Raw genomic sequence first — 21,497 nt, 5'->3', positions numbered from 1 at the left:
CCACCGCTCGATCGCCCATGACACGAGGGTACGTGCCGCGCTCGGACCCCCGGCGCGCATCGGCGCGGAAACTCCTCGCCATTATTCACGGCCGCCCCCCGCGGCCATCTCATTTCGAACTGCGACACTGTGCCGCAACCTCCCATCCGGCCGGTCCCGCGGCCTGGAGTCGAGGCGAGGGCTCTGAAGGGGACGCTCATGGATTTTCTTGATCCGCTCGCGCTCGCGCGCTGGCAATTCGGTCTGACCACGCTGTACCACTACCTGTTCGTCCCGCTGACGCTGGGCATGGGCCTGATCGTCGCGATCTTCCAGACCTGGTGGGTGCGTACGGGCGAGACCAAGTGGCTCCAGCTGACACGTCTGTTCGGCAAGATCTTCCTGATCAACTTCGCCATGGGCGTGGTGACCGGCATCGTGCAGGAGTTCCAGTTCGGCATGAACTGGTCGGCGTACTCACGCTTCGTCGGCGACGTGTTCGGCGCTCCCCTCGCCTTCGAGGGTCTGCTCGCCTTCTTCTTCGAGGCGACCTTCATCGGGTTGTGGATCTTCGGCTGGGACCGCCTGTCGAAGCGCGTGCACCTGGCCACGATCTGGTGCGCCTGGATCGGCGCGACGCTGTCGGCGTACTTCATCCTGGCCGCGAACTCCTTCATGCAGAACCCCGTCGGCTACACCATGTCGCCCGACGGCACCCGCGCCGAGATGACCGACTTCTTCGCGGTGCTCACCAACCGCGTCGTGCTCGCGACCTTCCCGCACACGATGTTCGCCGCCATCATGTTCGCCGCCGCCGTCGTGGTCGCCGTCGCCGCCTGGCATCTGGCCCGCGGGAAGCACTTCGACTCGATGCGTCCCGCCCTGCGCTTCGGGATGTGGACGGTCATCATCTCCTTCGCCGGCACCGCCATCTCCGGCGACCTGCTGGGCCTTCAGATGGTCGCCACCCAGCCGATGAAGATGGCGGCTGCGGAGGCGCTGTACAACACGGCGTGCGGAGCGGATGCCTCGTTCTCGATCTTCTCGCTCGGCACCCCCGACGGGACGAGTGAGATCTGGTCGCTGCGTGTGCCCTATCTGCTCTCGTTCCTGTCCACCCACACGCTCGACGGCTGCGTGGAGGGCATCAACAACCTGAACGCCGAGTACACCCAGAACTGGCCCGTGTTCGCCGACCAGCTGGGCGGCGACCTGCCCTTCGCGCCCACCATCTGGATCACCTACTGGTCCTTCCGCTGGATGATCGGCTTCGGCGGCCTCGCAGCGGTGATCTCCGTGGTCGGCCTGTGGCTCACGCGCAAGAAGGCGAAGCGCGCGGTCCCGCAGTGGGCCTGGCGCGTGGCGATCTGGTCGGCACCGCTGCCCATGTTCGGCAGCCTCGTCGGCTGGCTGTTCACCGAGATGGGTCGTCAGCCCTGGATCGTGTTCGGCCTCATGCTGACCCAGGACGGCGTCTCGCCGAGTGTTCCGGGATGGAACGTGCTGATCTCGCTGATCGCCTTCACCCTCACCTACGCGGCTCTGGCCGTCGTGGAGTTCGGCCTCATCCTGAAGGCCGCGAGGAAGGGGCCCGAGCCGATCCCCGAACCCGGGGACGGCGAGAGCGCCGACGACGATGCCCACCGCATGACCACGGTCTACTGAGGAGCTCGCCATGGATCTCGCATACCTCTGGTTCTTCATCGTCGGCGTGCTGTTCGTCGGATACTTCGTGCTCGACGGCTTCGACTTCGGCGTCGGGATGTCGCTGCCGTTCCTCGGCAAGGACGACATCGGCCGCCGGCAGATCATCAACACGATCGGCCCCGTCTGGGACCTCAACGAGACGTGGGTCATCGTCGCCGGCGCCTGCCTGTTCGCGGCCTTCCCGGAGTGGTACGCCACGCTGTTCAGCGGCTTCTACCTGCCGCTGCTGCTCATCCTGCTCGCCCTCATCGCTCGCGGAGTCTCTTTCGAGTACCGGCATCAGCGCGACTCGCTGCGGTGGAAGAAGGGCTTCGACACGATGATCGTCGTCGGCTCCGCCCTTCCGGCGCTGCTGTGGGGCGTGGCGGTCGCGAACATCGTGCAGGGCGTGCCGCTGGATGCACACCACGAGTTCACGGGCTCGCTGTTGACGCTCCTGAACCCGTACGGCCTTCTCGGCGGTCTCACGACGCTGCTGCTCTTCTTCACGCACGGCGTGTACTTCGTCGCCCTGAAGACCGACGGACAGGTGCGTACCGACGCCCGCAAGCTCGCGCGCACCTCGGGACTGCTGACCGTCGTGGTCGCCGCCGCGTTCCTCGGCTGGACCGTCATGAACGCGATGGGCGCCCAGGCTCCCGCGCTGCCGCTCGTGATCATCTGCGCCGTTCTCGCAGCCGTGCTGCTGATCGCCTCCGTGCTCGCCAACGCGACCGACCGCGAGGGATGGGCGTTCGCCTTCGGCGCGGGCACCGTGGCGTTCGCCGTGCTCACGCTGTGGCTTGCGCTCTTCCCGAACGTCATGCCGTCCTCGACGGACCCCGCGGGCACCCTGACGATCGAGAACGCCTCGAGCACCGATTACACCCTCACGATCATGACCTGGGCCGCGGTGGTCTTCCTTCCGCTCGTGCTGCTCTACCAGGGCTGGACCTACTGGGTGTTCCGCAAGCGCGTGATGCGCTCCCGGATCGAGAAGGCCGCGGCGGTCGTCCACTGACCGCCTTCATCCGCTCCTCCCCTTCGGAGCGGATGAAGGCACACCCCGTCGGACCGGCGGATGCTCGCGAGCATCGGCCGGTCCGACGGCACATGAGGCAGGATCGAAGAGTGAGTACGGACGCCGCCACCCGCGCGTCGGGCAGGAACCGCCCGATCGATCCGCGGCTGTTGCGATACAGCTCCGCGTCGCGCCACTTCCTGCTGATCACGGCCGCGATCGTGCTCGCACAGACCGGCGTGATCATCGGCTTCGCCTGGCTTCTGACGACGGCACTGGTGGGCGCCATCGCCGGCGAGCCGGTCGAGACGCTCCTTCCGGCGCTCGGAGGCGCGGCGGCACTCGCGCTCGTGCGGGGGCTGCTGATCGCCGCATCCGAGCGCACCTCGGCGGTGGGTGCTGCGCGCGCATCGCTGCAGCTGCGCGCGGCCCTGGTGTCCGCCGTCGACCGGCTCGGCCCCGCGTGGCTGTCGCGCCGCAACAGCGCGGCGCTCGCGGTCACGGCGGGCCACGGCCTCGAGGCGCTCGACGCCTATTTCGGCCGCTATCTGCCGCAACTGGTCGCCACCGCGATCACCATGCCCGTCCTGATCGTGACGATCCTCGTCTCGGATCCGCTCTCGGGCCTCATCGTCGTGCTCACGATGCCCCTCATCCCGCTGTTCATGGTGCTGATCGGCCTCGCCACCCAGACCGTGCAGCGCCGCCAGTTCGGCACCCTGCAGCATCTGGCGTCCCGTTTCGCGGATACGGTGGCGGGCCTCGGGACGCTCAAGGTCTTCGGACGCCAGCACCGCGCCGCGCGCAGCATCGAAACCGTCACCGGTGACTACAAGCGCGAGACGATGGCGGTGCTGCGCGTCTCGTTCCTCTCCGGTTTCGCGCTCGAGTTCCTGGCGTCCATCTCCGTCGCGATCATCGCCGTCGAGATCGGCTTCCGCCTGCTGGGCGGCCAGATGCCCCTGCTGGTGGGACTGTTCGTGCTCCTGCTCGCACCGGAGGCGTACCTGCCGCTGCGACAGGTGGGTGTGCAGTTCCACGCCGCGGCCGAGGGCGTCGCCGCGACCGACGAGATCTTCCAGACCCTGGACGACGCCCGCGCGCTGACACCGGCAGCGCCCGCCGCGCCCGCCGCGACGTCGCCGGCGACAGGCGGCCCTCTGCTTCGCCTGCATGATCTGCGCGTGCCGCGGGGGGATCGTGAGATCGGCCCGATCGATCTGGAACTGTCGGGCGGAGAGGTCGTGCTGCTCGAGGGTCCCAGTGGCGCGGGCAAGTCGAGCATCCTCGCGGCCCTCCTCGGCTTCGCCGACTACACGGGTCGCATCGAGGTCGCGGGTACCCCGGCGACGGATGCGGCCGCGCGCGGCATCGTGGCGTGGGCGGGTCAGCGGCCGGGACTGGTGACCGGCACCGTGGCGGAGAACGTCGCGCTCGGCGACGACCGACCCGACTGGGCTCTCGTGGCGCGATGCCTCACCGACGCGGTCGCGGACGTCGACGGCGCCCTGGCGCTCGGCGTCGCCGGGGCGGGGCTGTCGGGCGGACAGGCGCAGCGCGTCGCGGTGGCACGCGCCCTCTATCGGATGCGGCGCCGCGGGACGCCCGTGCTGGCACTGGACGAGCCGACGAGCGCCCTCGACGCGCAGACCGAGGCCGCTCTGTGGCAGACCGTGCGTCGCGCGGCCGATACTGAGGGCGCCGCCGTCCTTCTCGTCTCGCACCGGCCGACGGCGCGGACGATCGCCGACCGCGTCATCGTCGTGTCGTCCGGCGCCGCTCTCGATTCCGCGCTGGATGCGCCCGGGGAAGGGGGCGCGGCGTGAGAACCTCCGACGTCCTGCGGGCGGCGCAGCCGCCGCTGCGCAGCTTCTGGTGGGCGCTCGCGGCGGGCACGGGAACCGCCGTCAGCGCGATCGCCCTGCTGGCGGCCAGCGCCTGGCTCATCACGCGTTCCGCCGAGCAGCCCGCCGTCATGTACATCACCGCGGTGGTGGTGGCCGTCCGCGCCTTCGCGCTCGGACGCGGCGTCTTCCGCTACCTCGAGCGGCTGAGCGGGCACGATGCCGCGCTCGGACGCCTCGCCACCGTGCGGGCCGACCTCGTGCGCCGCATCGTGCCGCTCGCCCCCGATGGGCTCGGGACGACCCGGCGCGGGGCGCTGCTGTCCCGCCTGGTCGACGACGTCGACGAGTTGCAGAACCTTCCGCTGCGTGTCGTCATGCCCCTCGCGACGGCCACCCTCGCCTCGGTCGCGACGGTCGTGTTCACCGCCTTCCTGCAGCCGATCGCCGCCGCCGTGCTCGCCGTATGCCTCTCAGCGGCCTTCGCACTGGCCGCGTGGGTGGGCTGGCGCACCGGCGCACGGGCCGAGAACCGCATCGCACCGTTGCGCTCCCACCTCTCCGACGCCCTCCTCGACCAGCTGACGGCCCTCGACGTGCTCACCGCATTCGAGGCGACGGATGCGGCCCGCACGCGCATCCGTCACGCCGACGAACAGCTGCGCCGGGCCACGGTGCGCCGCGCGGGCGCGCAGGGGCTCACTTCCGGCGCCGTGTCGCTCGTCGCCGGAATCGCCTCGCTCGCCACACTCCTCGCTTGCGCGGCGCTGCTCGGGCAGGGCGGCTTCGACGGACCGGCCCTGGCCGTCGTCGTGCTCCTGCCGATGGCCGTGTTCGAGGTCTTCGGAACGGTCCCGCTGGCCCTCGCGGCGTGGCGCCAGGTGCGCACGGCCGCGCAGCGCGTGGCGGAGACGGTGCCCGACGAGGTGCCCGCCGGGCTCCCCCGGGACGAACCGGTGGCCACGGGAGACGCCCCTCCCCTCGGGGACGGACTGCGTCTGTCGGGCGTCTCGGCGCGTTGGCCCGACCGCCTGGGCGCGCAGACGTTCCCGGACGACGCCGCGGCCGCATCCGTCGACGATGCCGGCCGGCTGACGGAGATCGATCTGGACGTACGCCCCGGCGAACGCGTGCTCGTGACCGGCCCGAGCGGCGCGGGCAAGACGACCCTCGCACACGTTCTCGTCCGCTTCCTCGACTACGAAGGCTCCTACCGCATCGGCGGCCGCGAAGTGCGAGAGATCTCCGGCGACGATCTGCGCCGGACGATCGGTCTCTGCGAGCAGTCCCCGTACCTCTTCGACGAGACGCTCCGGCAGAACCTGCTCTTCGCCCGTGACAGCGCCGACGATGCGGAGCTGTGGGATGTGCTGGGGCGTGTCGGGCTCACCGACTGGGCACGCGAGCGAGGCGGGCTCGGCGCCGACCTCGGCGAGCGGGGTGCGCTCGTGTCGGGCGGACAGGCGCAGCGGATCGCGCTCGCACGGGCCCTGCTCGCGCGATTCCCCGTGCTCGTGCTCGATGAGCCGACCGCGGGGGTGGATCCCGCGGCATCCGATCTGCTGCTGCGCGACCTGCTCGGTGCCGTTCAGGAGGACAGCGCCGTCGTGGTGATCTCGCACGTCGCGCCCCCGGACGGGCTCGTCGATCGGGAAGTGCGTCTGGAGAACGGCCGGCTGGCCGCATCCGCCTGACTCAGAGATCGAGCGTGAACAGCTGGGCCCCCTCGGGCGACGCGGCACGAGCGAATCCGAGACGGTCGTAGAACGCGAGCGCGCCGGCGTTGCGCGCGTCCGCGCCCAGGTGCAGACCGCGCACGCCGCGCTCGCGCAGCGCCTCGACGAGCGTGTCGACCAGGCGTCGCCCTGTGCCCTGCCCCTGCAGCACGGGCAGCAGATCGATGTGCAGGTGCGCGGGGTGGGTGGCCCGCAGCGCGCTGCTCTCGGTGCGCGCATCCGCTTCGGCGACGATCGCCCATTGCCTGGCGTTCGCGTCGGCGTGCGCATAACGGGCACGGTGGGCCGGCCACCAGCGCTTCGCGAACCACGCGTCGAAAGCGATCGTGTCGTCCGTTGCGACGATGTATCCCGCGGGCCGCGCCTCGGCATCCTCGGCGACGAAGGCGAGGTCGGGATGCCGGTCGAGGTAGGGCAACAGGTACAGGTCGGCCCAGAGGCCGTCGTCGGTCAGGATCCCCGCGCCGTCGGAGCCGGCGGCCGCCGTCGCCAGACAGACCGCCGCCAGTGCGTCTTCGTCACCCGGGCGGAACGGACGGATGACTCCCATGCGCCGAGCGTACCCACCCCTCCTGTGCACCCGCGGGCAGGCGTGCCCCGTGTCACTCGGCGAAGATGAGGGGACGCGGGTCAGGCGGGGACGACGCGCACGCTGCGGGGGTCCACGGACAGCGCGATCTCCGCCCCCGCACGCAGGCCGCGCGCCGCGAGCTCATCGAGCGACACGTCCACGGCGATGCCGCCCGTCGCGGTGTGCACGCGCGCGCCCGCGATCGTGGGCTCGACCCGCACGATGCGAGTCACCCACGATCCGGGCGTCCCGTCGCCCACGATCCGCACGTCTGCGGGGCGGAACACCGCCGCGCCCTGCGCCGCGTCACCCACATCCCCACGCCCCTGGATCAGCATCCCGTCGACCCGCACCCCGCCGACTGCCGCGGCGCCCACGATGCGGTTGAGTCCGGCCAGCGAGGCGACGAACGCCGTCGCCGGCGCGCCGAGCACGTCACGCACCGCACCCTCCTGCGTGAGCCTGCCCGCCTCGATGACCGCGACGCGATCCGCAAAGGCGACCGCATCCACCGCGTCGTGCGTCACCAGCACGCACGTGCGCCCCGCGAGGTGCTCGGCCAGCAGCGCTCGGATGCCGTCAGCCGTCACGGGATCGAGCGAGGTCAGCGGCTCGTCGAGCAGCACGAGCCGAGGGGATGCGGCGAGCGCACGCGCGATGGCGACGCGCTGCTGCTGTCCTCCGGACAGGTCCGCGGGTCGCCGTTTGCCCGCGTCTGGGAGCCCCACCCGCACCAGCCACTCCTCCGCCAGCGCCCGCGCCGCGCGGGCCGGCATCCCTGCGGCGCGGGGCCCGAACGCGACGTTCTCGCGCGCGCTCAGGTGCGGGAAGAGGTGGGGGTCCTGCCCCAGCAGCACGGTGCCCCGGCGGGCGGGCGCGAGCTGGAACCGCGGGGTCGAGACCTCGTCCTCGTCGAGCACGATCCGCCCCTCACTCAGCGGCACGAGACCGGCGAGCGCGTCCAGCATCGTGGACTTGCCGGCACCGCTCGGGCCCATGATCGCCACCGTCTCGCCGGACGCCACCACCAGGGGGACCTCCAGCTCGAACCCCGGCCGCGAGACACGGATGCGGGCCCGCACGGCGGTCATCGCACGGCCCCCGGACGCCACGCGCGAACGAGCAGCAGCACCAGCACGGCGGTCGCCAGAAGCAGCAGCGACAGCGCGACGGCGGCGCCCTGGGACACGCCGGCGCCGTTGAACGCGGTGTAGATCGCAAGCGGCATGGTCTGGGTCACGCCCGGCGCGTTGCCGGCGAACAGCGCCGTCGCGCCGAACTCGCCGATCGCCCGGGCGAAGCAGAGCACGACGCCGGCGACGAGTCCGGGGGCGGCCAGCGGGAGGGTGACGCGGCGCAGCACCGTCCATCGGCCGGCGCCGAGGGATGCGGCGGCACGCTCGTAGCCCGTGCCGATGGCACGCAGCGACCCCTCCACGGCGAGCACGAGGAACGGAAGTGCGACGAAGACCTGCGCCATGACGACGGCCGTCGTCGTGAACGGCACGCGCACCCCGATCGCACCGAGAGCGTCGCCGAGCACCCCGTTGCGTCCGAACAGGTACAGCAGCGCGACACCGCCGACCATGGGCGGGAGCACGAGAGGCACCGTCACCAGCGCGCGCAGCACGGCGGCGGTGCGAGGCGCCGCACGCGCGATGAGCAGCGCGAGCGGCACCCCGACGACGACGCAGACGGTCGTGGCGACGACCCCTGTGCCCAGCGACAGCGTGAGCGCGCTCAGCGCAGCCGTCGACGTGATGTCGGAGAGGAAGGTGGCCCACTCGACGCGGGCGATGAGCGCGAGCAGAGGCAGCAGCAGGAACGCGAGTCCGACCGCCGCGGGGAGGGCGAGGGAGCGCGGCAGGTGGCCGCGCGGGGCACCGCTCACGGTGCGCCGAAGCCGTGCGCGGCCAGGACGGCCTGCCCCCGCTCGCCACGGACGTACGCGACGAAAGCGGCGGCGAGCGCCGCGTCCGGCGCGTCCTTCAACACGGCGATCGGGTACCGGTTGACGACGGCTCCCGCGCCGTCGGGCGTGAGCGAGTCCACATCGTCGCGGCCCTTGACGTCGGTCGCGTAGACCAGGCCCGCGTCGGCCTCGCCCGCCGCCACCTTCGTCAGCACCGCGGTCACGTTCTGCTCCTGGCTGACCGGGGTGACTCTCACACCGGCCGCGCTCAGCAGCTTCTGGGATGCGGCGCCGCACGGCACCTCCGGCGCACACAGGACGACGGTCGCACCGGGCTTGGTGAGGTCGCCGAGCGACGCGATGCCGGCGGGGTTTCCCCGGGGCACCGCGATGACGAGTGTGTTCGTGGCGAAGATCTGCGGATCCCCGGCGAGGCCCGCATCCACCACCTTGTTCATGTTGTTCTCGTCCGCCGACGCGAACACGTCGACGGGCGCGCCGCCGATGATCTGCGTCGCGAGGGTCGACGATCCGTCGTACGAGATCGGCGGGATCTGCACGCCGGGGTGCTCCGCCTCGAAGCCCTGGGCGATCTCGTCGAATGCGGCACTCAGAGATGCGGCGGCCGAGATCGTGAGTGTTCCGGTCAGCTCCGCGGCTCCGGACGCGCTCGGTGCCGACGTCGGCTCAGCGGTCCCGGCGCAGCCGGCGAGCAGCAGGGAACCGGCGACGACCAGGCCGATCAGGGAGAGGCGACGAGCGGGCATGTCAGTCCTTCGGGGTCTCGACGATGACGGTGGTGGCCTTGACGACGGCGACGGCGAGGGATCCGGGCTCGAGAGCGAGGTCGCGGGCCGACTCCGCCGTCATGAGCGAGACGACCCGGTGCGGCCCGGCCTGGATGTCGACCTGCGCCATCACCCCGTCGATCTGAACCCGCGTGACGAGGCCCACGAAGCGGTTGCGCGCACTCGAGAGAACGTCGCTCGGGTCCTCGGATGCGGCAGCGAGCTCGCTCGCTCGCGCGGCGAGCGCGTCGCCGGGGACCTCCACGGGGGTGGCATCGGTCGTCGGCAGGATGCCCTGGTCGATCCACCGCCGGACGGTGTCGTCGCTGACACCGAGCAGCCGAGCGGCGTGGGATACCTTGAAGGAGTGCATGCCCGCAACAGTAGCCGCATTCGCGGACAATCGGAGCCTATTACTCCGCATCCGCGTCTCAGTCCACCTTCACTGGGGTGACTGCGCCAGCTTCTCCGCAGCGCGCCGCGATCTCATGGCTCCGGTGACCGGTCGCGCTCGCCATCCGTCAGGAATCCCGGCCGCATCCGGCGCTGATCGAGCGATTCCAACTCCTGGAAGAACGTGAGCTGCCACCCCGCTGGACCCTGCACGCGTGCATTGAGCGACCGGAACGGCGTGCGCGTGGGCGGAGCGAGAACGATCACGCCGTCATCGACGACCCGTGCCACGGCGGCGACGGTGTCCTCGACTTCGAGCGCCAGCCGAAGCGGCGAACCCGACTCCGGCGGTATGCCCTCGACCGCGTCGATGTTCCTCGCGTGAACGCGGGTGGCCAGTTCGATGGTCGCCACGCCCGCGTGGAGGATCGCGACCCGGTCGTCGCCCGCCGTCGCGAACGCCGCCTGCTCCGGCATGCCCAGAATGTCGCGGTAGAAGCGCAGGGCTTCATCGAAGTCGTCGGTCTCGATGATCAGACGGAGTTGCTTCGGGACCGTGGGATGTGTCATGGCTCCCACCCTCGCCCCTGACGTGCACGTGAGGGGCAAGCCCCCATCTCGTGCGAAGCTCGGCGAGCGCGCTCATCTCCTGCTCGATCTGCCGCCTCTCGCTCGCGAGTCGCGCCTCGGCGGCGTCGAAGACCGCTTCAAGATCTGCCGCGGACGCGGCCGGTGCGCTCACGGCCGGCAGGAGGGTTGCGATCACAGAACTGCAGAACCCCGCGTCGAAGAGCTCACGGATGGTGCTGACCACGCGTTCGTCAGACGAACGATAGAGACGCTGGCCGGCGGCGGTGCGTCGCGGCTCGATCAGGCCCTGCTCCTCGTAGTACCGAAGCGCCCTCACGGACGTACCCGTCCTCGCCGCCAGCTCTCCGATCCGCATCCGGCAAGTCTGGCATCCGGCGCCGCGGACGGCACCGGCCCGCTCTCACCCGGCGATATCGTGAGCACATGCCCGACGAGTCAGCGAGCCTCCCGTCCCCGTGGGGTGTCTTCTCCCGTGATTCCGTGAGGTCGATCGACGGCGAGATCAGGGTCTTCGAGCGGTTCTCGGTCGCCGGCGATCCACACCTCACGCTCGAGACCGGCGACGAGAGGGTCGCCGCCGGGCTTCTGGCGCGTCTCGAGGCGTTCTTGGCGCGTCGCGCGCTGTGGGAGCGGGCAGCCACCGATGCGGTGGTCGTCGAGTTCAGCGCCGAAGACCCGACGCAGGACGAGCTCGACGAGGCCGCCGCCGATCTCAGAGCCGAGCAGATCGTGGTCTTCCCCGATGCCGCGGTCACGGTCCATCTCAACGACACGTGCGGACAGCACTTCCTGGACGGCTACTGGCCGGCCGTCCACTTCGACTCCCATGACGTCGTCGCGAAGGTGACCGTCGAGTCCTGACTGCACGCAGCCGCACCTGGCGCCGGCGCCCGCCGGGGCCGACGCCCACCGGCCGCGACTACCCTGGGGTCATGCCCCTGCCCGCGCTCGTCGAGCCGGTTGCCACGCTGTCGGAGTCCGAGCGCGCGCGCACCGCACGCCATGCCGTCCTCGCCGGGTTCGGTGAGCTCGGTCAACGCCGTCTCGCTGCCGGCCGTGTCGCCGTCATCGGCGTCGGCGGACTCGGTTCTCCCGTCGTGCTCGCACTGGCCGCCGCCGGTGTGGGCGAGCTCATCGTCATCGACGACGACGAGGTGGAGCTGACGAACCTGCAGCGTCAGGTGCTGCACCGCGTCGGCGATGTGGGCGCCGCGAAGATCGACAGCGCCCGCCGCGCCGCCGCTGAGCTGGGCTCGGCCACGGTGGTCACCGGCATCCGTGCGCGCATCGACCACACGAACGCGGACCAGCTGCTCGCCGACGCGCACCTGGTCATCGACGGCAGCGACACCTTCGCCACGCGCGCGGCGGTCGCCGCTGCGTGCGAGCGCCGCGGCATCCCGCTCGTGTGGGGGACCGTGCAGGAGTTCGCGGGCCAGGTGACCGTGTTCTGGTCGGCGCCGCCGGACGGCGTCGCCCCCGTCGTGCTGGCCGATCTGTACCCGCCGGATACGGTCGGCGAGGTACCGTCGTGCTCCCAGGTCGGGGTCCTCGGGGCCCTGTGCGTACAGGTCGGCGGAGCGCTCGCGATCGAGGCCGTCAAGCTCATCACGGGTATCGGAGAGCCGCTGCTGGGCCGCATCCTGCTCGTCGACGCCCTCACCGCCCGCGTCCGGGAGGTCCCGCTGCGCGCGAGCGGGCAGAGCCTGCCTCCGGCACCCGAGCCATTCCCCCAGATCGCCGAGATCGACATCGCTGAGTTCGATGCGCGCCGCGTCGCCGGTGTCGCCGTCCTGGACGTGCGCGAACCGGAGGAGACCGAGCTCGGCACGGTCCCCGGCGCGCAGCTCGTGCCGCTGGCCGCTGTCCTCGAGGATCCCGCCGCACTCGGCACCGGCCCCTACGCGGTGGTCTGCAAGGCCGGGACGCGGGCGCACCGCGCCGCCCGCGCCCTCGCTGCGGCGGGAGCCGACGTGGTGGTGCTCTCCGGCGGCATGGATGCGTGGAGCAGAGGCCGCGCATGAGCATCCGCACCGTCGAGGAACAGCTCGCCCTCGTGCTCGCCGAGGCCACGCCACTGCCCGCGGAGCGGGTCGCCTTGTCGGCTGCGGCCGGCCGTACGACGGCCGCGCCGGTGCACGCCGGCGTCGACATCCCCGTCTTCGAGAACTCTGCGATGGACGGCTTCGCGGTGCGCTTCGCCGACGTCCGAACGGCGACGGATGCCGAGCCGAGCCGGCTCCGGGTCATCGCCGACCTGCCCGCAGGCACCGCTCTCGACCCCGACCTGCGCCCTGGCGAAGCCGCGCGCATCATGACGGGCTCGCCCGTGCCCACCAGCGCCGACACCATCGTGCCGTTCGAGCACACTACGGGCGGTCTCGACGATTCGCTGGGCGAGATCGCCGTGCTGATCGCCCCGCCCGCGCCCGGTGCGCACGTGCGCCGACGCGCCGCCGACCTCTCCGCCGGGGATGTCGTGATCGGGGCCGGCGCGCTGCTCGGTCCGCTCCAGATCGCCGCGATCGCGGCGGCGGGTGTCGGAGAGATCGAGGTGACACGTGTCCCGCGTGTCGCCGTCGTGTCGACCGGCGATGAGCTCGTCGCTCCTGGTCTTCCCCTCCGACGCGGGCAGATCCCCGAGTCGAACAGCATCCTGCTGGCGGGACTCGCGTCGGCCGCGGGCGCCGAGGTCGTCCTGCGTGCACACGTCGACGACACGGACACGTCGCTGCTCGAGGTCCTTCACGATGCACGCGTCGCCGGCGCGGACGTCGTGATCACCTCCGGCGGCGTCAGCGCCGGGGCGTACGAGGTCGTCAAGAACGCGCTCAGCGGCGACATCGCCTTCCCCAAGGTCGCCATGCAGCCGGGCAAACCGCAGGGTTTCGGGCGGCTCGCTGCGGGCCCGCTGCTGTTCGCGCTGCCCGGCAACCCGGTCTCTTCCGCCGTCTCGTTCGAGGTGTTCGTGCGCCCGGCGCTGCTGCAGATGCTCGGTCGCACGAAGCTGCACCGCGACATCATCCGCCTTCCCGCGGCCACCGGCTGGCGCACGCCACCCGGGCGACGCCAGTATCTGCCGGCGGCGATCGACCGTTCCGATGCCGCGGCCTGGCGCGTCGGCCCCGCGACCGCCGGCGGCTCGGGCTCCCACCTCGCCGGCGGCCTCGCACGCGCCGAGGCTTACGCCGTCGTGCCCGCGGAGGTCGATGAGGTCCGCGCGGGCGATCTCGTCGATGTCATGCTGATCTCATGAGCTTCACCCACATGGATGCGGCCGGCCACGCGCGCATGGTCGACGTCACCGCGAAGCAGCCGACCGTCCGTTCGGCGACGGCCCGTGGCTTCGTCCGCGCCTCCGCCGACATCGTCGCGGCGTTGCGAGACGGCTCGGTCCCCAAGGGGGACGTGCTCGCCGTCGCCCGGATCGCCGGCATCCAGGCGGCCAAGCGCACTCCCGACCTGCTGCCGCTCGCGCACGTGATCGGGGTGCACGGGGCGGTCGTCGACCTCGCCGTCGTCGACGAGGGCGTCGAGGTCGAGGCGACGGTGCGCACGGCCGACCGCACCGGCGTGGAGATGGAAGCGCTCACGGCCGTGACCGTGGCCGCACTCGCCGTCATCGACATGGTCAAGGCGATCGACAAGTCCCCGTCGATCGAGAACGTGCGGATCGTGCGCAAGGAGGGCGGCAAGTCCGGGACCTGGCAGCGACCGGGCGAGGCATGAGCGACCTGCAGGCGATCATCCTGACCGGCGGTCGCGCCCAACGCCTGGGCGGGATCCCCAAGGCGCTCGTGCGCCTGGAGGGCGCCACCCTGCTCGAGCGCGCAGTCGACGCCGTCCGCGGCGCGGGCGCCGCCGACGTCATCGTCGCCGGCCCCGAGGTGGACCCCGCCCCAGGCGAGGTGCGATGGGTGCGGGAGGATCCGGCCTTCACCGGCCCGGCGGCGGCGCTGCATGCCGCGATGTCGACCGCAGCGGCAGACGCGAGCTGGACCCTCGTGCTCGCCGTCGATCTCGTCCGCCCCGCGGAGGCCGTCGCGCGCCTGATGGCGGATAGAGAGCTGCTGCCCGTCGACACCGACGGCGTCTGCCTCGGCGATGCCTCCTCCCGCCCGCAATGGCTGACCGGGCTGTACCGCACCGCCGCCCTGGCGCGCGGAACCGCATCCCTCGCCGACGAGGGCAGGGATCAGCCGGTGCGCCAGATCATGGCCGACCTCGCGATCGCGGTCGTGCGCGCGCCGGACGAGGTCGTCGCAGACATCGACACGTGGCAGGATCTGCAGGATGCGGGCGCCGTCGCGCCCCGTGCCGAGAAGGAGGACGACAGATGAGCGAGCACCTTCCGCCGGAGGCTCTCGACGAGTGGGCGGCGCAGATCGCCGAACGTCTGGGACTCGCGCCCGAGGACCTGCCGATCTCGGCCGTGCTGGATCTGGCGGGCGTCGTGGCACGCGGTGTCGCACGCCCCGCGGCGCCCGTGAGCACCTTCGCGGCGGGGCTGGCGGCCGGACGAGCCGGCGGCTCTGCGGAAGACATGCGCCGCGCGATCGCCGAGATCACCGGTCTCGTGACCGAACGCGAGGCATGATGGCGCACGTGCGCTACTTCGCCGCCGCCGAGGAGCTCGCCGGGCGGGCCGAGGAGCACCGCACGGAGGCGACGGTTGGAGAGCTCCGTCGAGCCCTGGCCGAGGAGCGCCCGGGGCTCGGCGGCATCCTGCCGCGGTGCGCCGTGCTCGTCGCCGGGGCGCGGCGCGACGACGACGCACCGCTGGACGCCGACACCGTGGTCGACGTGCTGCCGCCCTTCGCGGGCGGCTGAGCTCAGCCGCCCAGGCCCTTCCACGCGGTCGTCCCGTCGGACTCGACCTGGCGCTTCCACACCGGCAGCTCTCGCTTGATCTGCTCGATCACCTCACGGCACACGGTGAAGGCGGCATCGCGGTGCCCGGATGCGACGGCGATCACCACCGCCGCGTCGCCGACCTCCAGCCGGCCGATGCGATGACTGACGGCCACGAGCGCGCCGGTGTCACCGATGGCCTGCTCGGCGATCCGGCGGAGGAACTGCTCCGCATCCGGGTGGGCCGAGTACTCGAGCGCCACGACCGCGGTCCGCGCATCGGGGTCGTTGTCGCGCACGCGACCCACGAACGTGGTGAGCGCGCCGGATGCGGCGTCGTCCACGGCCGCGAGGTGCGCGTCGAGGTCGAGGGGCTCGGTGCTCACGCGGGCGATGACGACGGGCATCAGTGATCTCCTCCGGCGAGCTGGTCGACGACGTGGTCGGCGACGGCGAGGATCAGCGGCATCCCGTCCGCGACCGCTGCCGGCTTTCCCGGCAGGTTGACGATGAACGCGCCTCGCGCGGTTCCCGCCAGACCGCGGGTGAGCAGCGCCGCAGGCTTGCTCTCGCCGCCGCGGCGGCGCAGCTCCTCCGCGATGCCCGGCAGCTCCCGCTCGATCACTCGCGCGCTCGCCTCGGGCGTCTGGTCCCGGGGAGAGACGCCCGTGCCTCCCGAGGTGATGATCAGTCGGGCTCCGTCGGCGAGCGCCGCACGCAGGGCGCTCTCGACACTGTCGATCCCGTCGGCGACGACACGAGGCGGCGGGCACTCCCACCCGGCGGCCTGCAGGTGCTCGACAGCGACGGGTCCGGATGCGTCCTCGCGCTCGCCCGCGGCGGACCGATCGGACACGGTGATGACAGCCGCCAGACGCATACCGGTCAGCCTACGACCCGCATCAGAGCTCGCGCGCTTCGGCGGCCGCGATGATGTGCTCGGCCATCCCGCGGAAGACGAAGCCGTGGAACGGCAGGACGGCGAACCAGTACAGCCTGCCGCTGAGCCCGCGCGGGAAGAAGACCGCCCGCTGGTCGTACCGCGAACCGCTGCCCTCGGGCGTCACGGAGAGCTCGAGCCAGGCGAGACCCGGCACCTTCATCTCGGCGCGCAGCCGCAGCATCCGCCCGGGCTCCACCGCCTCGACCCGCCAGAAGTCGATCGCGTCCCCGACGGCGACGCGGGTGCGGCTGCGTCGGCCGCGTCGCAGGCCCACCCCGCCCACCGCGCGGTCCATCCACCCGCGCACGGCCCAGAGGATCGGCGTGGAGTACCAGCCGTTCTCGCCCCCGATGCCGGCGACGACGCTCCAGAGATCCGCAGGCGTCGCGCTCGTCACGGCGCTGCGCGCATCGGTGTAGACCGTGCGCCCCGCCCACTCGGGATCGCTCGGCAACGGGTCGCTGGGAACCCCGGAGACCTCGGCGTCCTGCCAGCTCGTCTCGATGTCGTCGGCATCCACGCGCCCCAGCGCGAGCTGCACGGCGCGCCGGTACGACGTCAGCCCGCCCTCCGGCGGCGGGATGACCTCGTCGATCGAACGGTCTTTGATGACGCACTCGTTCTGCAGCGAGGCGATGAGGGGCCGCGCGATCGAGCGGGGCACCGGGGTGACGACGTTGACCCAGTGCGAGGCGAGCCCCGGCGTCAGCACCGGCAACGGGGCGATGGGGCGCTGCGGGAGACCCGCTTCCACGGCGTAGCCGTTCATCATCTGGCCGTAGCGAGGTGCGTCGGGCCCACCGATGTCGAACGCGCGGTCGACCTCGGGGGCGAGACGTGCCGCCCCCAGCAGGTAGTACAGGACGTCACGCACCGCGATCGGCTGCACGCGGTTGCGCACCCACTTCGGCGCCGGCATGTACGGCAGTACCTCTGTGAGGTGGCGGATCATCTCGAAGGATGCGGAACCCGAGCCGATGACGATGCCCGCCTGCAGCACGGCGGTGGGAACCGGACTGTCGAGGAACACCTCGCCCACTTCGACCCGGCTCGCGAGGTGCGGCGACAGCGGAACACCCTCGGGATGCAGCGCCCCCAGGTAGACGAGACGTGAGACGGATGCGGCGGCCGCCGCATCCGCCACCGTGCGCGCGGCGGCGAGGTCGGTGTCTTCGAACCCCTTGCCCTGCCCCATCGAGTGCACGAGGTAGTACACGACGTCGACCCCGTCGCAGGCCTCCGCCATGGCGTCGGGGTCGGTGACGGAGCCCTCGACGATATCCACCTCGCTTCCCCACGCCAGGGCTCGCACGCGCTCGGCGTCACGGGAGAGCACGCGCACCCGGTAGCCGGCCGCCAGCAGGCGCGGGGTGAGCCGCCCGCCGATGTATCCCGTGGCGCCCAGCACCAGCACCAGCGGCGTCGTGCCGTCCTCGCGGTGCGGTGCGCGCAGGGCGGGCTCGTGCCCGGTGGGCGAGGAGAGCGTCGTCATGCTGTGAGGGTAAGCCCGCCCACGATCTCGGGGGTCGGCTCTTGACAGCTCGGACGCAGGCGCCGCCTCAGCGGCGCTCGGGTTCGAGGCGGCGCTCGAGGAGCGCGACGCACACCAGCGCGACACCGACGCCGACGGCGATGCCGCCGATCGCATCCGTGAGCCAATGGGCGTGCAGGTAGGTGCGGCTGAACGCCATGAGCAGCACCCAGGCGGCGGCGACGACGATCGTCCACACCCGGGGCAGCAGCACGACGAGCATGGTCGCAACCGTCGCGGCGTTCGCCACGTGACCGGAGGGGTACGAGCCGAAGTCGCTCAGCACCGTCATGTCGGCGGGGCGCCCCCGCGCGAACACGTTCTTCAGGATCTGCACGACCAGAGCGCTCGCCGCGATGGCGATCACGAGCGTCGCGGCCGACCAGGGACGTCGCGCCAGCATCAGGATCGTCACGCCGACGACGGGAACGACGAGCGAGCCGACGAGCGTTCCGCCGGCGACATTGAGGAACAGCGAGAGCTGCGTCAGAAACGGTGAGGCGATCGCGGCGAGCAGGTCGTTCCATGTCGTGTCGATGGCGAACGGCGCGTCACCGCTCAGCACGATCCACACCCCGATCGCCACCCCGATCGCGACGAGTCCTCCCCCGAGCCACAGGATGCCGCGGCGAGAGGAGGCGCGGGCGTGGCTCATCGCGTCAGTCTCGCACGCTCATCCGGGATCCGGCGGGTGGATCGCGATGGTGTATCAGGGCGCGAGCTGGGCGACCGTGCGCGGACGCACGATGAACCAGAGCGAGAGGGCGGCGATCACGCCGCAACCCACCATCACCGATGCCATGGTCGTGGGCGAGATGGGCGCCCCGTGCGACAGCCCGCCCACGAGAGGGGAGATGATGCCCGCGACACCGAAGTTCGTGGCGCCGATGATGGACTGCGCGGTTCCCGCGGCATTGCCGTGCCGGTCGAGCGCGAGCACCTGCACGCACGGGAAGGTGAAACCGCACGTGGTCATGAACAGGAACAGCGGCACGACGGTGCCCCACACGCCCAGGTGCAGTTGATCGCCGACGATGATGGCGGCGCCGGTCAGCACCAGAGCCGCGGTCGAGAACGCCAGCACCCACTGCGGCCCGAACCGGGCGGCGAGCCGGGATGCGGTCTGCACGCCGATCACGAGGCCGACCGAGTTGGCGGCGAACAGGAGGCCGTACTGCTGCGCGTCGAAGCCGTAACTCTGCTGGAAGAGGAACGAGGACGCCGACAGGTAGGAGAACAGCCCGCTGAAGGTCATGCCGCCGATGATCAGCACGCCCACGAAGACGCGGTCGCTGAAGACGCTCCGATAGCGCTGCCAGATCGTCGTCGAGCCCCGCTCCTGGCGGCGAGCGCGCGGGAGGGTCTCGGGGATGAAGATGAGCGCGGACACCAGCATGACGACGCCGTAGACGGCGAGCACGACGAAGATCCCGCGCCACGGCATGACCTGCAGCAGCCAGGAGCCGACGAGCGGCGCCAGCACCGGTGCCACCCCGGAGACGAGGGCAAGACGCGAGAGCATGACCACGAGCCGACGTCCGCCGAACAGGTCGCGTACGATCGCGGCCGCGACGACACCGCCGGCCGCGGCGCCCGCGCCCATGAGCACGCGGGTCACACCCAGGCTCACCAGATCCGGCGCGAAGGCGGCAGCCGCACTCGCCACGATGTGCAGGCCGGTCACGATCAGCAGCGGGACACGGCGCCCCAGCTTGTCGCTCAGGGGTCCGACCACGAGCTGGCCCAGCGCGAATCCGATGGTCGTTCCCGTCAGGGTCAACTGGATCATCGCCGCCGTCGTGTCGAAGTCCGCTTCGAGGATGGGAAACGCCGGCAGGTACAGGTCGATCGTGAACGGCCCGAGCGCGGTGAGCGCGCCCAGCAGCACGATGTACAGCACGCGACGCCACGTCGGCATGGCGTCGCCGGGGTGCAGCACGATGGGGGCGGTCGCCGGGTTCGAGCCGAGCGTGCGGATGGCGCCCGTGGCCGGGCGGGGTACGCGCACCGAACCGGTGGCGGTGGTCTCGTGGCGGTCGGGAGCGGGGGCGTCAGACACAGGGGTACCAGTTCGAGAGAGAGGGGCGCCGATCGGCGGGCCGCAGTCGAAACGATTCGAGCGGCACAGCGATTCTATCCGAGCTCCTCCGACACCGGCTCGAGCGGCTTCTCAGCCCCCACAAAATGCGTTCGCATAGAATCCCCCCGGGCCGGCAGCATGGCCCGTGTTCCGCCCTTCCGTGCCCGCACCCACCCGAGGACGTACATCACATGACCCCGACGCCCGACAAGCGCCAGAGCGGCAATCCCGCGACGCAGGCGAAGATCGCCAGCTCCCAGAAGCAGGAGCGCGAACAGCGCCGCCAGGAGAAGCTCGCCGAGTACCAGCGCCAGCTGGCCAAGCGCCGGCGCAGCAAGCTCGTGTGGTGGGTCGTCGGCTCGGGGGCAGCGGTCGTCGTCGTCGCGCTCGTGGTCGCCTCGATCGTCTTCACGCCGAAGCCGGTCACCTATCAGGCGCAGAACTCGACGGGCGCGGTCATCGAGGGCGTCGAGACGTTCTCGAACACCACGAACCACGTCGAGGGCCCGGTCGACTACCCGCAGACCCCGCCGGCCGGCGGGGAGCACAACCCGTTCTGGCTCAACTGCGGCATCTACACCGAGCCCGTCCCGAACGAGAATGCCGTGCACTCCATGGAGCACGGCGCGATCTGGGTCACGTACGACCCCGCCAGGGTGGGCGACGACGAGCTCGCGACCCTGAAGAGCTACTTCCCGCAGACGTACACGCTGCTTTCGCCGTTCGAGGGCCTCGACTCCCCCATCGTGCTGAGTGCGTGGAATGCGCAGCTGAAGCTGGACGCCGCGGATGACACCCGCATCCCCGAGTTCTTCACCGAGTACTGGCGCAGCCAGAACGCCCCCGAGCCGCTCGCCGCGTGCAGCGGCGGCGTCGACGCCCCCGGCCGTCAGTGACCCGATGACCGAACGCACGGAGCGCCGGCCGGGCCGGTGGATCGCCGCCGGGCTGGTCGCGCTGGCGGTGGTCGCGGTCGGCTTCGCCATCGGGCGCTTCTCGCTCTTCGACAACGCCCCGGCCGTGCCCAACGCCGCCGACATCGGCTTCGCCCGCGACATGCAGGTGCACCACGACCAGGCCGTCGAGATGGCGATGATCGCCTATCAGGGAACGCAGGACGACACCGTCAGGGCTCTCTCCTACGACATCGCCACGGGTCAGGCCGCTCAGAACGGGATGATGTTCGAGTGGCTGACGCAGTGGGGCGTGCCGCAGCAGGGCACCCTGATGAGCTGGATGGGCGACACCGATGCACACGGCTCGCACGGCGCCGGAGCCGACGCCGATCCCGCCGAGCTGCGCGCGTCCATGGGCATGGCCACCGACGCGGAGCTGGCGGAGCTCCGCAGCGCGAGCGGCACGGCCCTGGACTGCCAGTTCCTGACGCTCATGATCCGCCACCACGAGGGCGCGATCCCCATGGCCGAGGCCGTGCTCGAGCGCGGCAGCATCCCCCGGGTTCTCCAGGTGGCGGAGACCATGAAGACGAACCAGACGGCGGAGATCGACGCGATGCGCGCCTCGCAGGCGCGGCTGGGCTGTGCGGCCGGCTGACGCGGGCGGCCGCTAGG

Annotated in this window: 25 protein-coding genes; 13 read left to right on the top strand and 12 right to left on the bottom strand. The window is 71.5% G+C overall.

From position 1 onward, the window contains the following. Nucleotides 1–198: 198 nt before the first annotated feature. The 4 genes from QE374_RS13070 (at nt 199) to cydC (ending at nt 6,224) form a co-directional block, all read left to right on the top strand. Nucleotides 199–1,644 (top strand): cytochrome ubiquinol oxidase subunit I, encoded by a 1,446-nt coding sequence (locus tag QE374_RS13070; protein ID WP_309735527.1) that lies wholly within the window; start codon nt 199–201, stop codon nt 1,642–1,644. 10 nt (nt 1,645–1,654) lie between these two features. Continuing rightward, nucleotides 1,655–2,686, top strand: coding sequence for a cytochrome d ubiquinol oxidase subunit II (cydB, locus tag QE374_RS13065; protein ID WP_309735525.1), 1,032 nt, complete (start codon nt 1,655–1,657; stop codon nt 2,684–2,686). Nucleotides 2,687–2,796: 110 nt separating this feature from the next. Next, the gene (gene cydD / locus QE374_RS13060; RefSeq protein WP_309735524.1) at nt 2,797–4,512 is read left to right on the top strand and encodes a thiol reductant ABC exporter subunit CydD; all 1,716 of its coding nucleotides are present in this window, start codon (nt 2,797–2,799) and stop codon (nt 4,510–4,512) included. Continuing rightward, the gene (cydC, locus tag QE374_RS13055) at nt 4,509–6,224 is read left to right on the top strand and encodes a thiol reductant ABC exporter subunit CydC (RefSeq protein ID WP_309735522.1); all 1,716 of its coding nucleotides are present in this window, start codon (nt 4,509–4,511) and stop codon (nt 6,222–6,224) included. The genes cydD and cydC overlap by 4 nt, the downstream gene beginning before the upstream one ends. 1 nt (nt 6,225) lies before the next feature. Here the strand turns inward: cydC and QE374_RS13050 are convergent, their stop codons facing one another. The 7 genes from QE374_RS13050 to QE374_RS13020 form a co-directional block, all read right to left on the bottom strand. After that, entirely contained in the window at nt 6,226–6,816 is a 591-nt protein-coding gene (locus QE374_RS13050) for a GNAT family N-acetyltransferase (protein ID WP_309735520.1), read from the bottom strand. Between the two features lie 80 nt (nt 6,817–6,896). Continuing rightward, a complete protein-coding gene (locus QE374_RS13045) occupies nt 6,897–7,928 on the bottom strand; it encodes an ABC transporter ATP-binding protein (RefSeq protein WP_309735519.1) in 1,032 nt (343 codons plus the stop codon). Further along, the gene (locus QE374_RS13040; RefSeq protein ID WP_309735517.1) at nt 7,925–8,728 is read right to left on the bottom strand and encodes an ABC transporter permease; all 804 of its coding nucleotides are present in this window, start codon (nt 8,726–8,728) and stop codon (nt 7,925–7,927) included. The genes QE374_RS13045 and QE374_RS13040 overlap by 4 nt, the downstream gene beginning before the upstream one ends. After that, nucleotides 8,725–9,516 (bottom strand): molybdate ABC transporter substrate-binding protein, encoded by a 792-nt coding sequence (modA, locus tag QE374_RS13035; RefSeq protein ID WP_309735516.1) that lies wholly within the window; start codon nt 9,514–9,516, stop codon nt 8,725–8,727. The genes QE374_RS13040 and modA overlap by 4 nt, the downstream gene beginning before the upstream one ends. Before the next feature lies 1 nt (nt 9,517). Continuing rightward, nucleotides 9,518–9,910 carry a TOBE domain-containing protein gene (locus QE374_RS13030; RefSeq protein WP_309735514.1) on the bottom strand — a complete coding sequence of 131 codons (393 nt, stop codon included), beginning with the start codon at nt 9,908–9,910 and terminating at the stop codon, nt 9,518–9,520. 113 nt (nt 9,911–10,023) lie between these two features. Continuing rightward, nucleotides 10,024–10,500, bottom strand: a complete 477-nt coding sequence (locus QE374_RS13025; RefSeq protein WP_309735512.1) for a VOC family protein — start codon at nt 10,498–10,500, stop codon at nt 10,024–10,026. Next, nucleotides 10,439–10,876, bottom strand: coding sequence for a MerR family transcriptional regulator (locus QE374_RS13020; protein ID WP_309735510.1), 438 nt, complete (start codon nt 10,874–10,876; stop codon nt 10,439–10,441). Before QE374_RS13020 ends, QE374_RS13025 begins: the two co-directional genes overlap by 62 nt. Before the next feature lie 68 nt (nt 10,877–10,944). On the opposite strand from QE374_RS13020, the gene QE374_RS13015 reads away from it, so the two are divergent. From QE374_RS13015 to QE374_RS12985, 7 genes are all read left to right on the top strand, one after another. Beyond that, nucleotides 10,945–11,382: a hypothetical protein gene (locus QE374_RS13015; protein WP_309735508.1), complete on the top strand. Its 438-nt coding sequence runs from the start codon at nt 10,945–10,947 to the stop codon at nt 11,380–11,382. A 71-nt stretch (nt 11,383–11,453) separates the two neighbouring features. After that, nucleotides 11,454–12,545 (top strand): ThiF family adenylyltransferase, encoded by a 1,092-nt coding sequence (locus QE374_RS13010; RefSeq protein ID WP_309735506.1) that lies wholly within the window; start codon nt 11,454–11,456, stop codon nt 12,543–12,545. Next, nucleotides 12,542–13,777, top strand: a complete 1,236-nt coding sequence (glp, locus tag QE374_RS13005) for a gephyrin-like molybdotransferase Glp (RefSeq protein ID WP_309735504.1) — start codon at nt 12,542–12,544, stop codon at nt 13,775–13,777. The genes QE374_RS13010 and glp overlap by 4 nt, the downstream gene beginning before the upstream one ends. Then, entirely contained in the window at nt 13,774–14,250 is a 477-nt protein-coding gene (gene moaC, locus QE374_RS13000; RefSeq protein WP_309735502.1) for a cyclic pyranopterin monophosphate synthase MoaC, read from the top strand. The genes glp and moaC overlap by 4 nt, the downstream gene beginning before the upstream one ends. Beyond that, nucleotides 14,247–14,861 carry an NTP transferase domain-containing protein gene (locus QE374_RS12995; RefSeq protein ID WP_309735500.1) on the top strand — a complete coding sequence of 205 codons (615 nt, stop codon included), beginning with the start codon at nt 14,247–14,249 and terminating at the stop codon, nt 14,859–14,861. The genes moaC and QE374_RS12995 overlap by 4 nt, the downstream gene beginning before the upstream one ends. Next, nucleotides 14,858–15,118 carry a DUF6457 domain-containing protein gene (locus tag QE374_RS12990; protein WP_309735498.1) on the top strand — a complete coding sequence of 87 codons (261 nt, stop codon included), beginning with the start codon at nt 14,858–14,860 and terminating at the stop codon, nt 15,116–15,118. The genes QE374_RS12995 and QE374_RS12990 overlap by 4 nt, the downstream gene beginning before the upstream one ends. Next, nucleotides 15,118–15,351, top strand: a complete 234-nt coding sequence (locus QE374_RS12985; RefSeq protein WP_309735496.1) for a MoaD/ThiS family protein — start codon at nt 15,118–15,120, stop codon at nt 15,349–15,351. The genes QE374_RS12990 and QE374_RS12985 overlap by 1 nt, the downstream gene beginning before the upstream one ends. Before the next feature lie 2 nt (nt 15,352–15,353). On the opposite strand, the gene QE374_RS12980 is transcribed toward QE374_RS12985, so the two are convergent. From QE374_RS12980 to QE374_RS12960, 5 genes are all read right to left on the bottom strand, one after another. Then, nucleotides 15,354–15,782 (bottom strand): molybdenum cofactor biosynthesis protein MoaE, encoded by a 429-nt coding sequence (locus QE374_RS12980; protein ID WP_309736706.1) that lies wholly within the window; start codon nt 15,780–15,782, stop codon nt 15,354–15,356. Continuing rightward, nucleotides 15,779–16,252 carry a MogA/MoaB family molybdenum cofactor biosynthesis protein gene (locus QE374_RS12975; protein WP_309735494.1) on the bottom strand — a complete coding sequence of 158 codons (474 nt, stop codon included), beginning with the start codon at nt 16,250–16,252 and terminating at the stop codon, nt 15,779–15,781. The genes QE374_RS12980 and QE374_RS12975 overlap by 4 nt, the downstream gene beginning before the upstream one ends. Before the next feature lie 22 nt (nt 16,253–16,274). Beyond that, nucleotides 16,275–17,807 (bottom strand): SDR family oxidoreductase, encoded by a 1,533-nt coding sequence (locus QE374_RS12970; RefSeq protein WP_309735492.1) that lies wholly within the window; start codon nt 17,805–17,807, stop codon nt 16,275–16,277. A 67-nt stretch (nt 17,808–17,874) separates the two neighbouring features. Continuing rightward, on the bottom strand, nt 17,875–18,501 hold the full coding sequence (locus QE374_RS12965) for a phosphatase PAP2 family protein (RefSeq protein ID WP_309735490.1): 627 nt from the start codon (nt 18,499–18,501) through the stop codon (nt 17,875–17,877). Between the two features lie 54 nt (nt 18,502–18,555). Then, nucleotides 18,556–19,764 (bottom strand): multidrug effflux MFS transporter, encoded by a 1,209-nt coding sequence (locus QE374_RS12960; protein ID WP_309736704.1) that lies wholly within the window; start codon nt 19,762–19,764, stop codon nt 18,556–18,558. A 353-nt stretch (nt 19,765–20,117) separates the two neighbouring features. Between QE374_RS12960 and QE374_RS12955 the strand changes: the two genes are divergently transcribed. Both QE374_RS12955 and QE374_RS12950 read left to right on the top strand, forming a co-directional pair. Continuing rightward, the gene (locus tag QE374_RS12955) at nt 20,118–20,822 is read left to right on the top strand and encodes a DUF3105 domain-containing protein (protein ID WP_309735488.1); all 705 of its coding nucleotides are present in this window, start codon (nt 20,118–20,120) and stop codon (nt 20,820–20,822) included. Between the two features lie 4 nt (nt 20,823–20,826). Beyond that, nucleotides 20,827–21,480 (top strand): DUF305 domain-containing protein, encoded by a 654-nt coding sequence (locus QE374_RS12950; RefSeq protein WP_309735487.1) that lies wholly within the window; start codon nt 20,827–20,829, stop codon nt 21,478–21,480. Nucleotides 21,481–21,497 lie beyond the last annotated feature (17 nt).

The sequence above is a fragment of the Microbacterium sp. SORGH_AS_0428 genome (assembly GCF_031453615.1).
Classification (GTDB): Bacteria; Actinomycetota; Actinomycetes; order Actinomycetales; family Microbacteriaceae; genus Microbacterium.
Note: the sequence above shows the minus strand (reverse complement) of the source record. Positions and strands in the feature narration are given on the sequence as shown.

Bases quoted from the DNA above. Each gene is read 5' to 3' on its own strand.
- QE374_RS13070 (WP_309735527.1), top strand. From the start codon at position 199: ATGGATTTTCTTGATCCGCTCGCGCTCGCGCGCTGGCAATTCGGTCTG.
- cydB (WP_309735525.1), top strand. From the start codon at position 1,655: ATGGATCTCGCATACCTCTGGTTCTTCATCGTCGGCGTGCTGTTCGTC.
- QE374_RS13050 (WP_309735520.1), bottom strand. From the start codon at position 6,816: ATGGGAGTCATCCGTCCGTTCCGCCCGGGTGACGAAGACGCACTGGCG.
- QE374_RS13045 (WP_309735519.1), bottom strand. From the start codon at position 7,928: ATGACCGCCGTGCGGGCCCGCATCCGTGTCTCGCGGCCGGGGTTCGAG.
- modA (WP_309735516.1), bottom strand. From the start codon at position 9,516: ATGCCCGCTCGTCGCCTCTCCCTGATCGGCCTGGTCGTCGCCGGTTCC.
- QE374_RS13030 (WP_309735514.1), bottom strand. From the start codon at position 9,910: ATGCACTCCTTCAAGGTATCCCACGCCGCTCGGCTGCTCGGTGTCAGC.
- QE374_RS13025 (WP_309735512.1), bottom strand. From the start codon at position 10,500: ATGACACATCCCACGGTCCCGAAGCAACTCCGTCTGATCATCGAGACC.
- QE374_RS13020 (WP_309735510.1), bottom strand. From the start codon at position 10,876: ATGCGGATCGGAGAGCTGGCGGCGAGGACGGGTACGTCCGTGAGGGCG.
- QE374_RS13015 (WP_309735508.1), top strand. From the start codon at position 10,945: ATGCCCGACGAGTCAGCGAGCCTCCCGTCCCCGTGGGGTGTCTTCTCC.
- QE374_RS13010 (WP_309735506.1), top strand. From the start codon at position 11,454: ATGCCCCTGCCCGCGCTCGTCGAGCCGGTTGCCACGCTGTCGGAGTCC.
- glp (WP_309735504.1), top strand. From the start codon at position 12,542: ATGAGCATCCGCACCGTCGAGGAACAGCTCGCCCTCGTGCTCGCCGAG.
- moaC (WP_309735502.1), top strand. From the start codon at position 13,774: ATGAGCTTCACCCACATGGATGCGGCCGGCCACGCGCGCATGGTCGAC.
- QE374_RS12995 (WP_309735500.1), top strand. From the start codon at position 14,247: ATGAGCGACCTGCAGGCGATCATCCTGACCGGCGGTCGCGCCCAACGC.
- QE374_RS12990 (WP_309735498.1), top strand. From the start codon at position 14,858: ATGAGCGAGCACCTTCCGCCGGAGGCTCTCGACGAGTGGGCGGCGCAG.
- QE374_RS12985 (WP_309735496.1), top strand. From the start codon at position 15,118: ATGGCGCACGTGCGCTACTTCGCCGCCGCCGAGGAGCTCGCCGGGCGG.
- QE374_RS12975 (WP_309735494.1), bottom strand. From the start codon at position 16,252: ATGCGTCTGGCGGCTGTCATCACCGTGTCCGATCGGTCCGCCGCGGGC.
- QE374_RS12970 (WP_309735492.1), bottom strand. From the start codon at position 17,807: ATGACGACGCTCTCCTCGCCCACCGGGCACGAGCCCGCCCTGCGCGCA.
- QE374_RS12965 (WP_309735490.1), bottom strand. From the start codon at position 18,501: ATGAGCCACGCCCGCGCCTCCTCTCGCCGCGGCATCCTGTGGCTCGGG.
- QE374_RS12960 (WP_309736704.1), bottom strand. From the start codon at position 19,764: ATGCCGACGTGGCGTCGCGTGCTGTACATCGTGCTGCTGGGCGCGCTC.
- QE374_RS12955 (WP_309735488.1), top strand. From the start codon at position 20,118: ATGACCCCGACGCCCGACAAGCGCCAGAGCGGCAATCCCGCGACGCAG.
- QE374_RS12950 (WP_309735487.1), top strand. From the start codon at position 20,827: ATGACCGAACGCACGGAGCGCCGGCCGGGCCGGTGGATCGCCGCCGGG.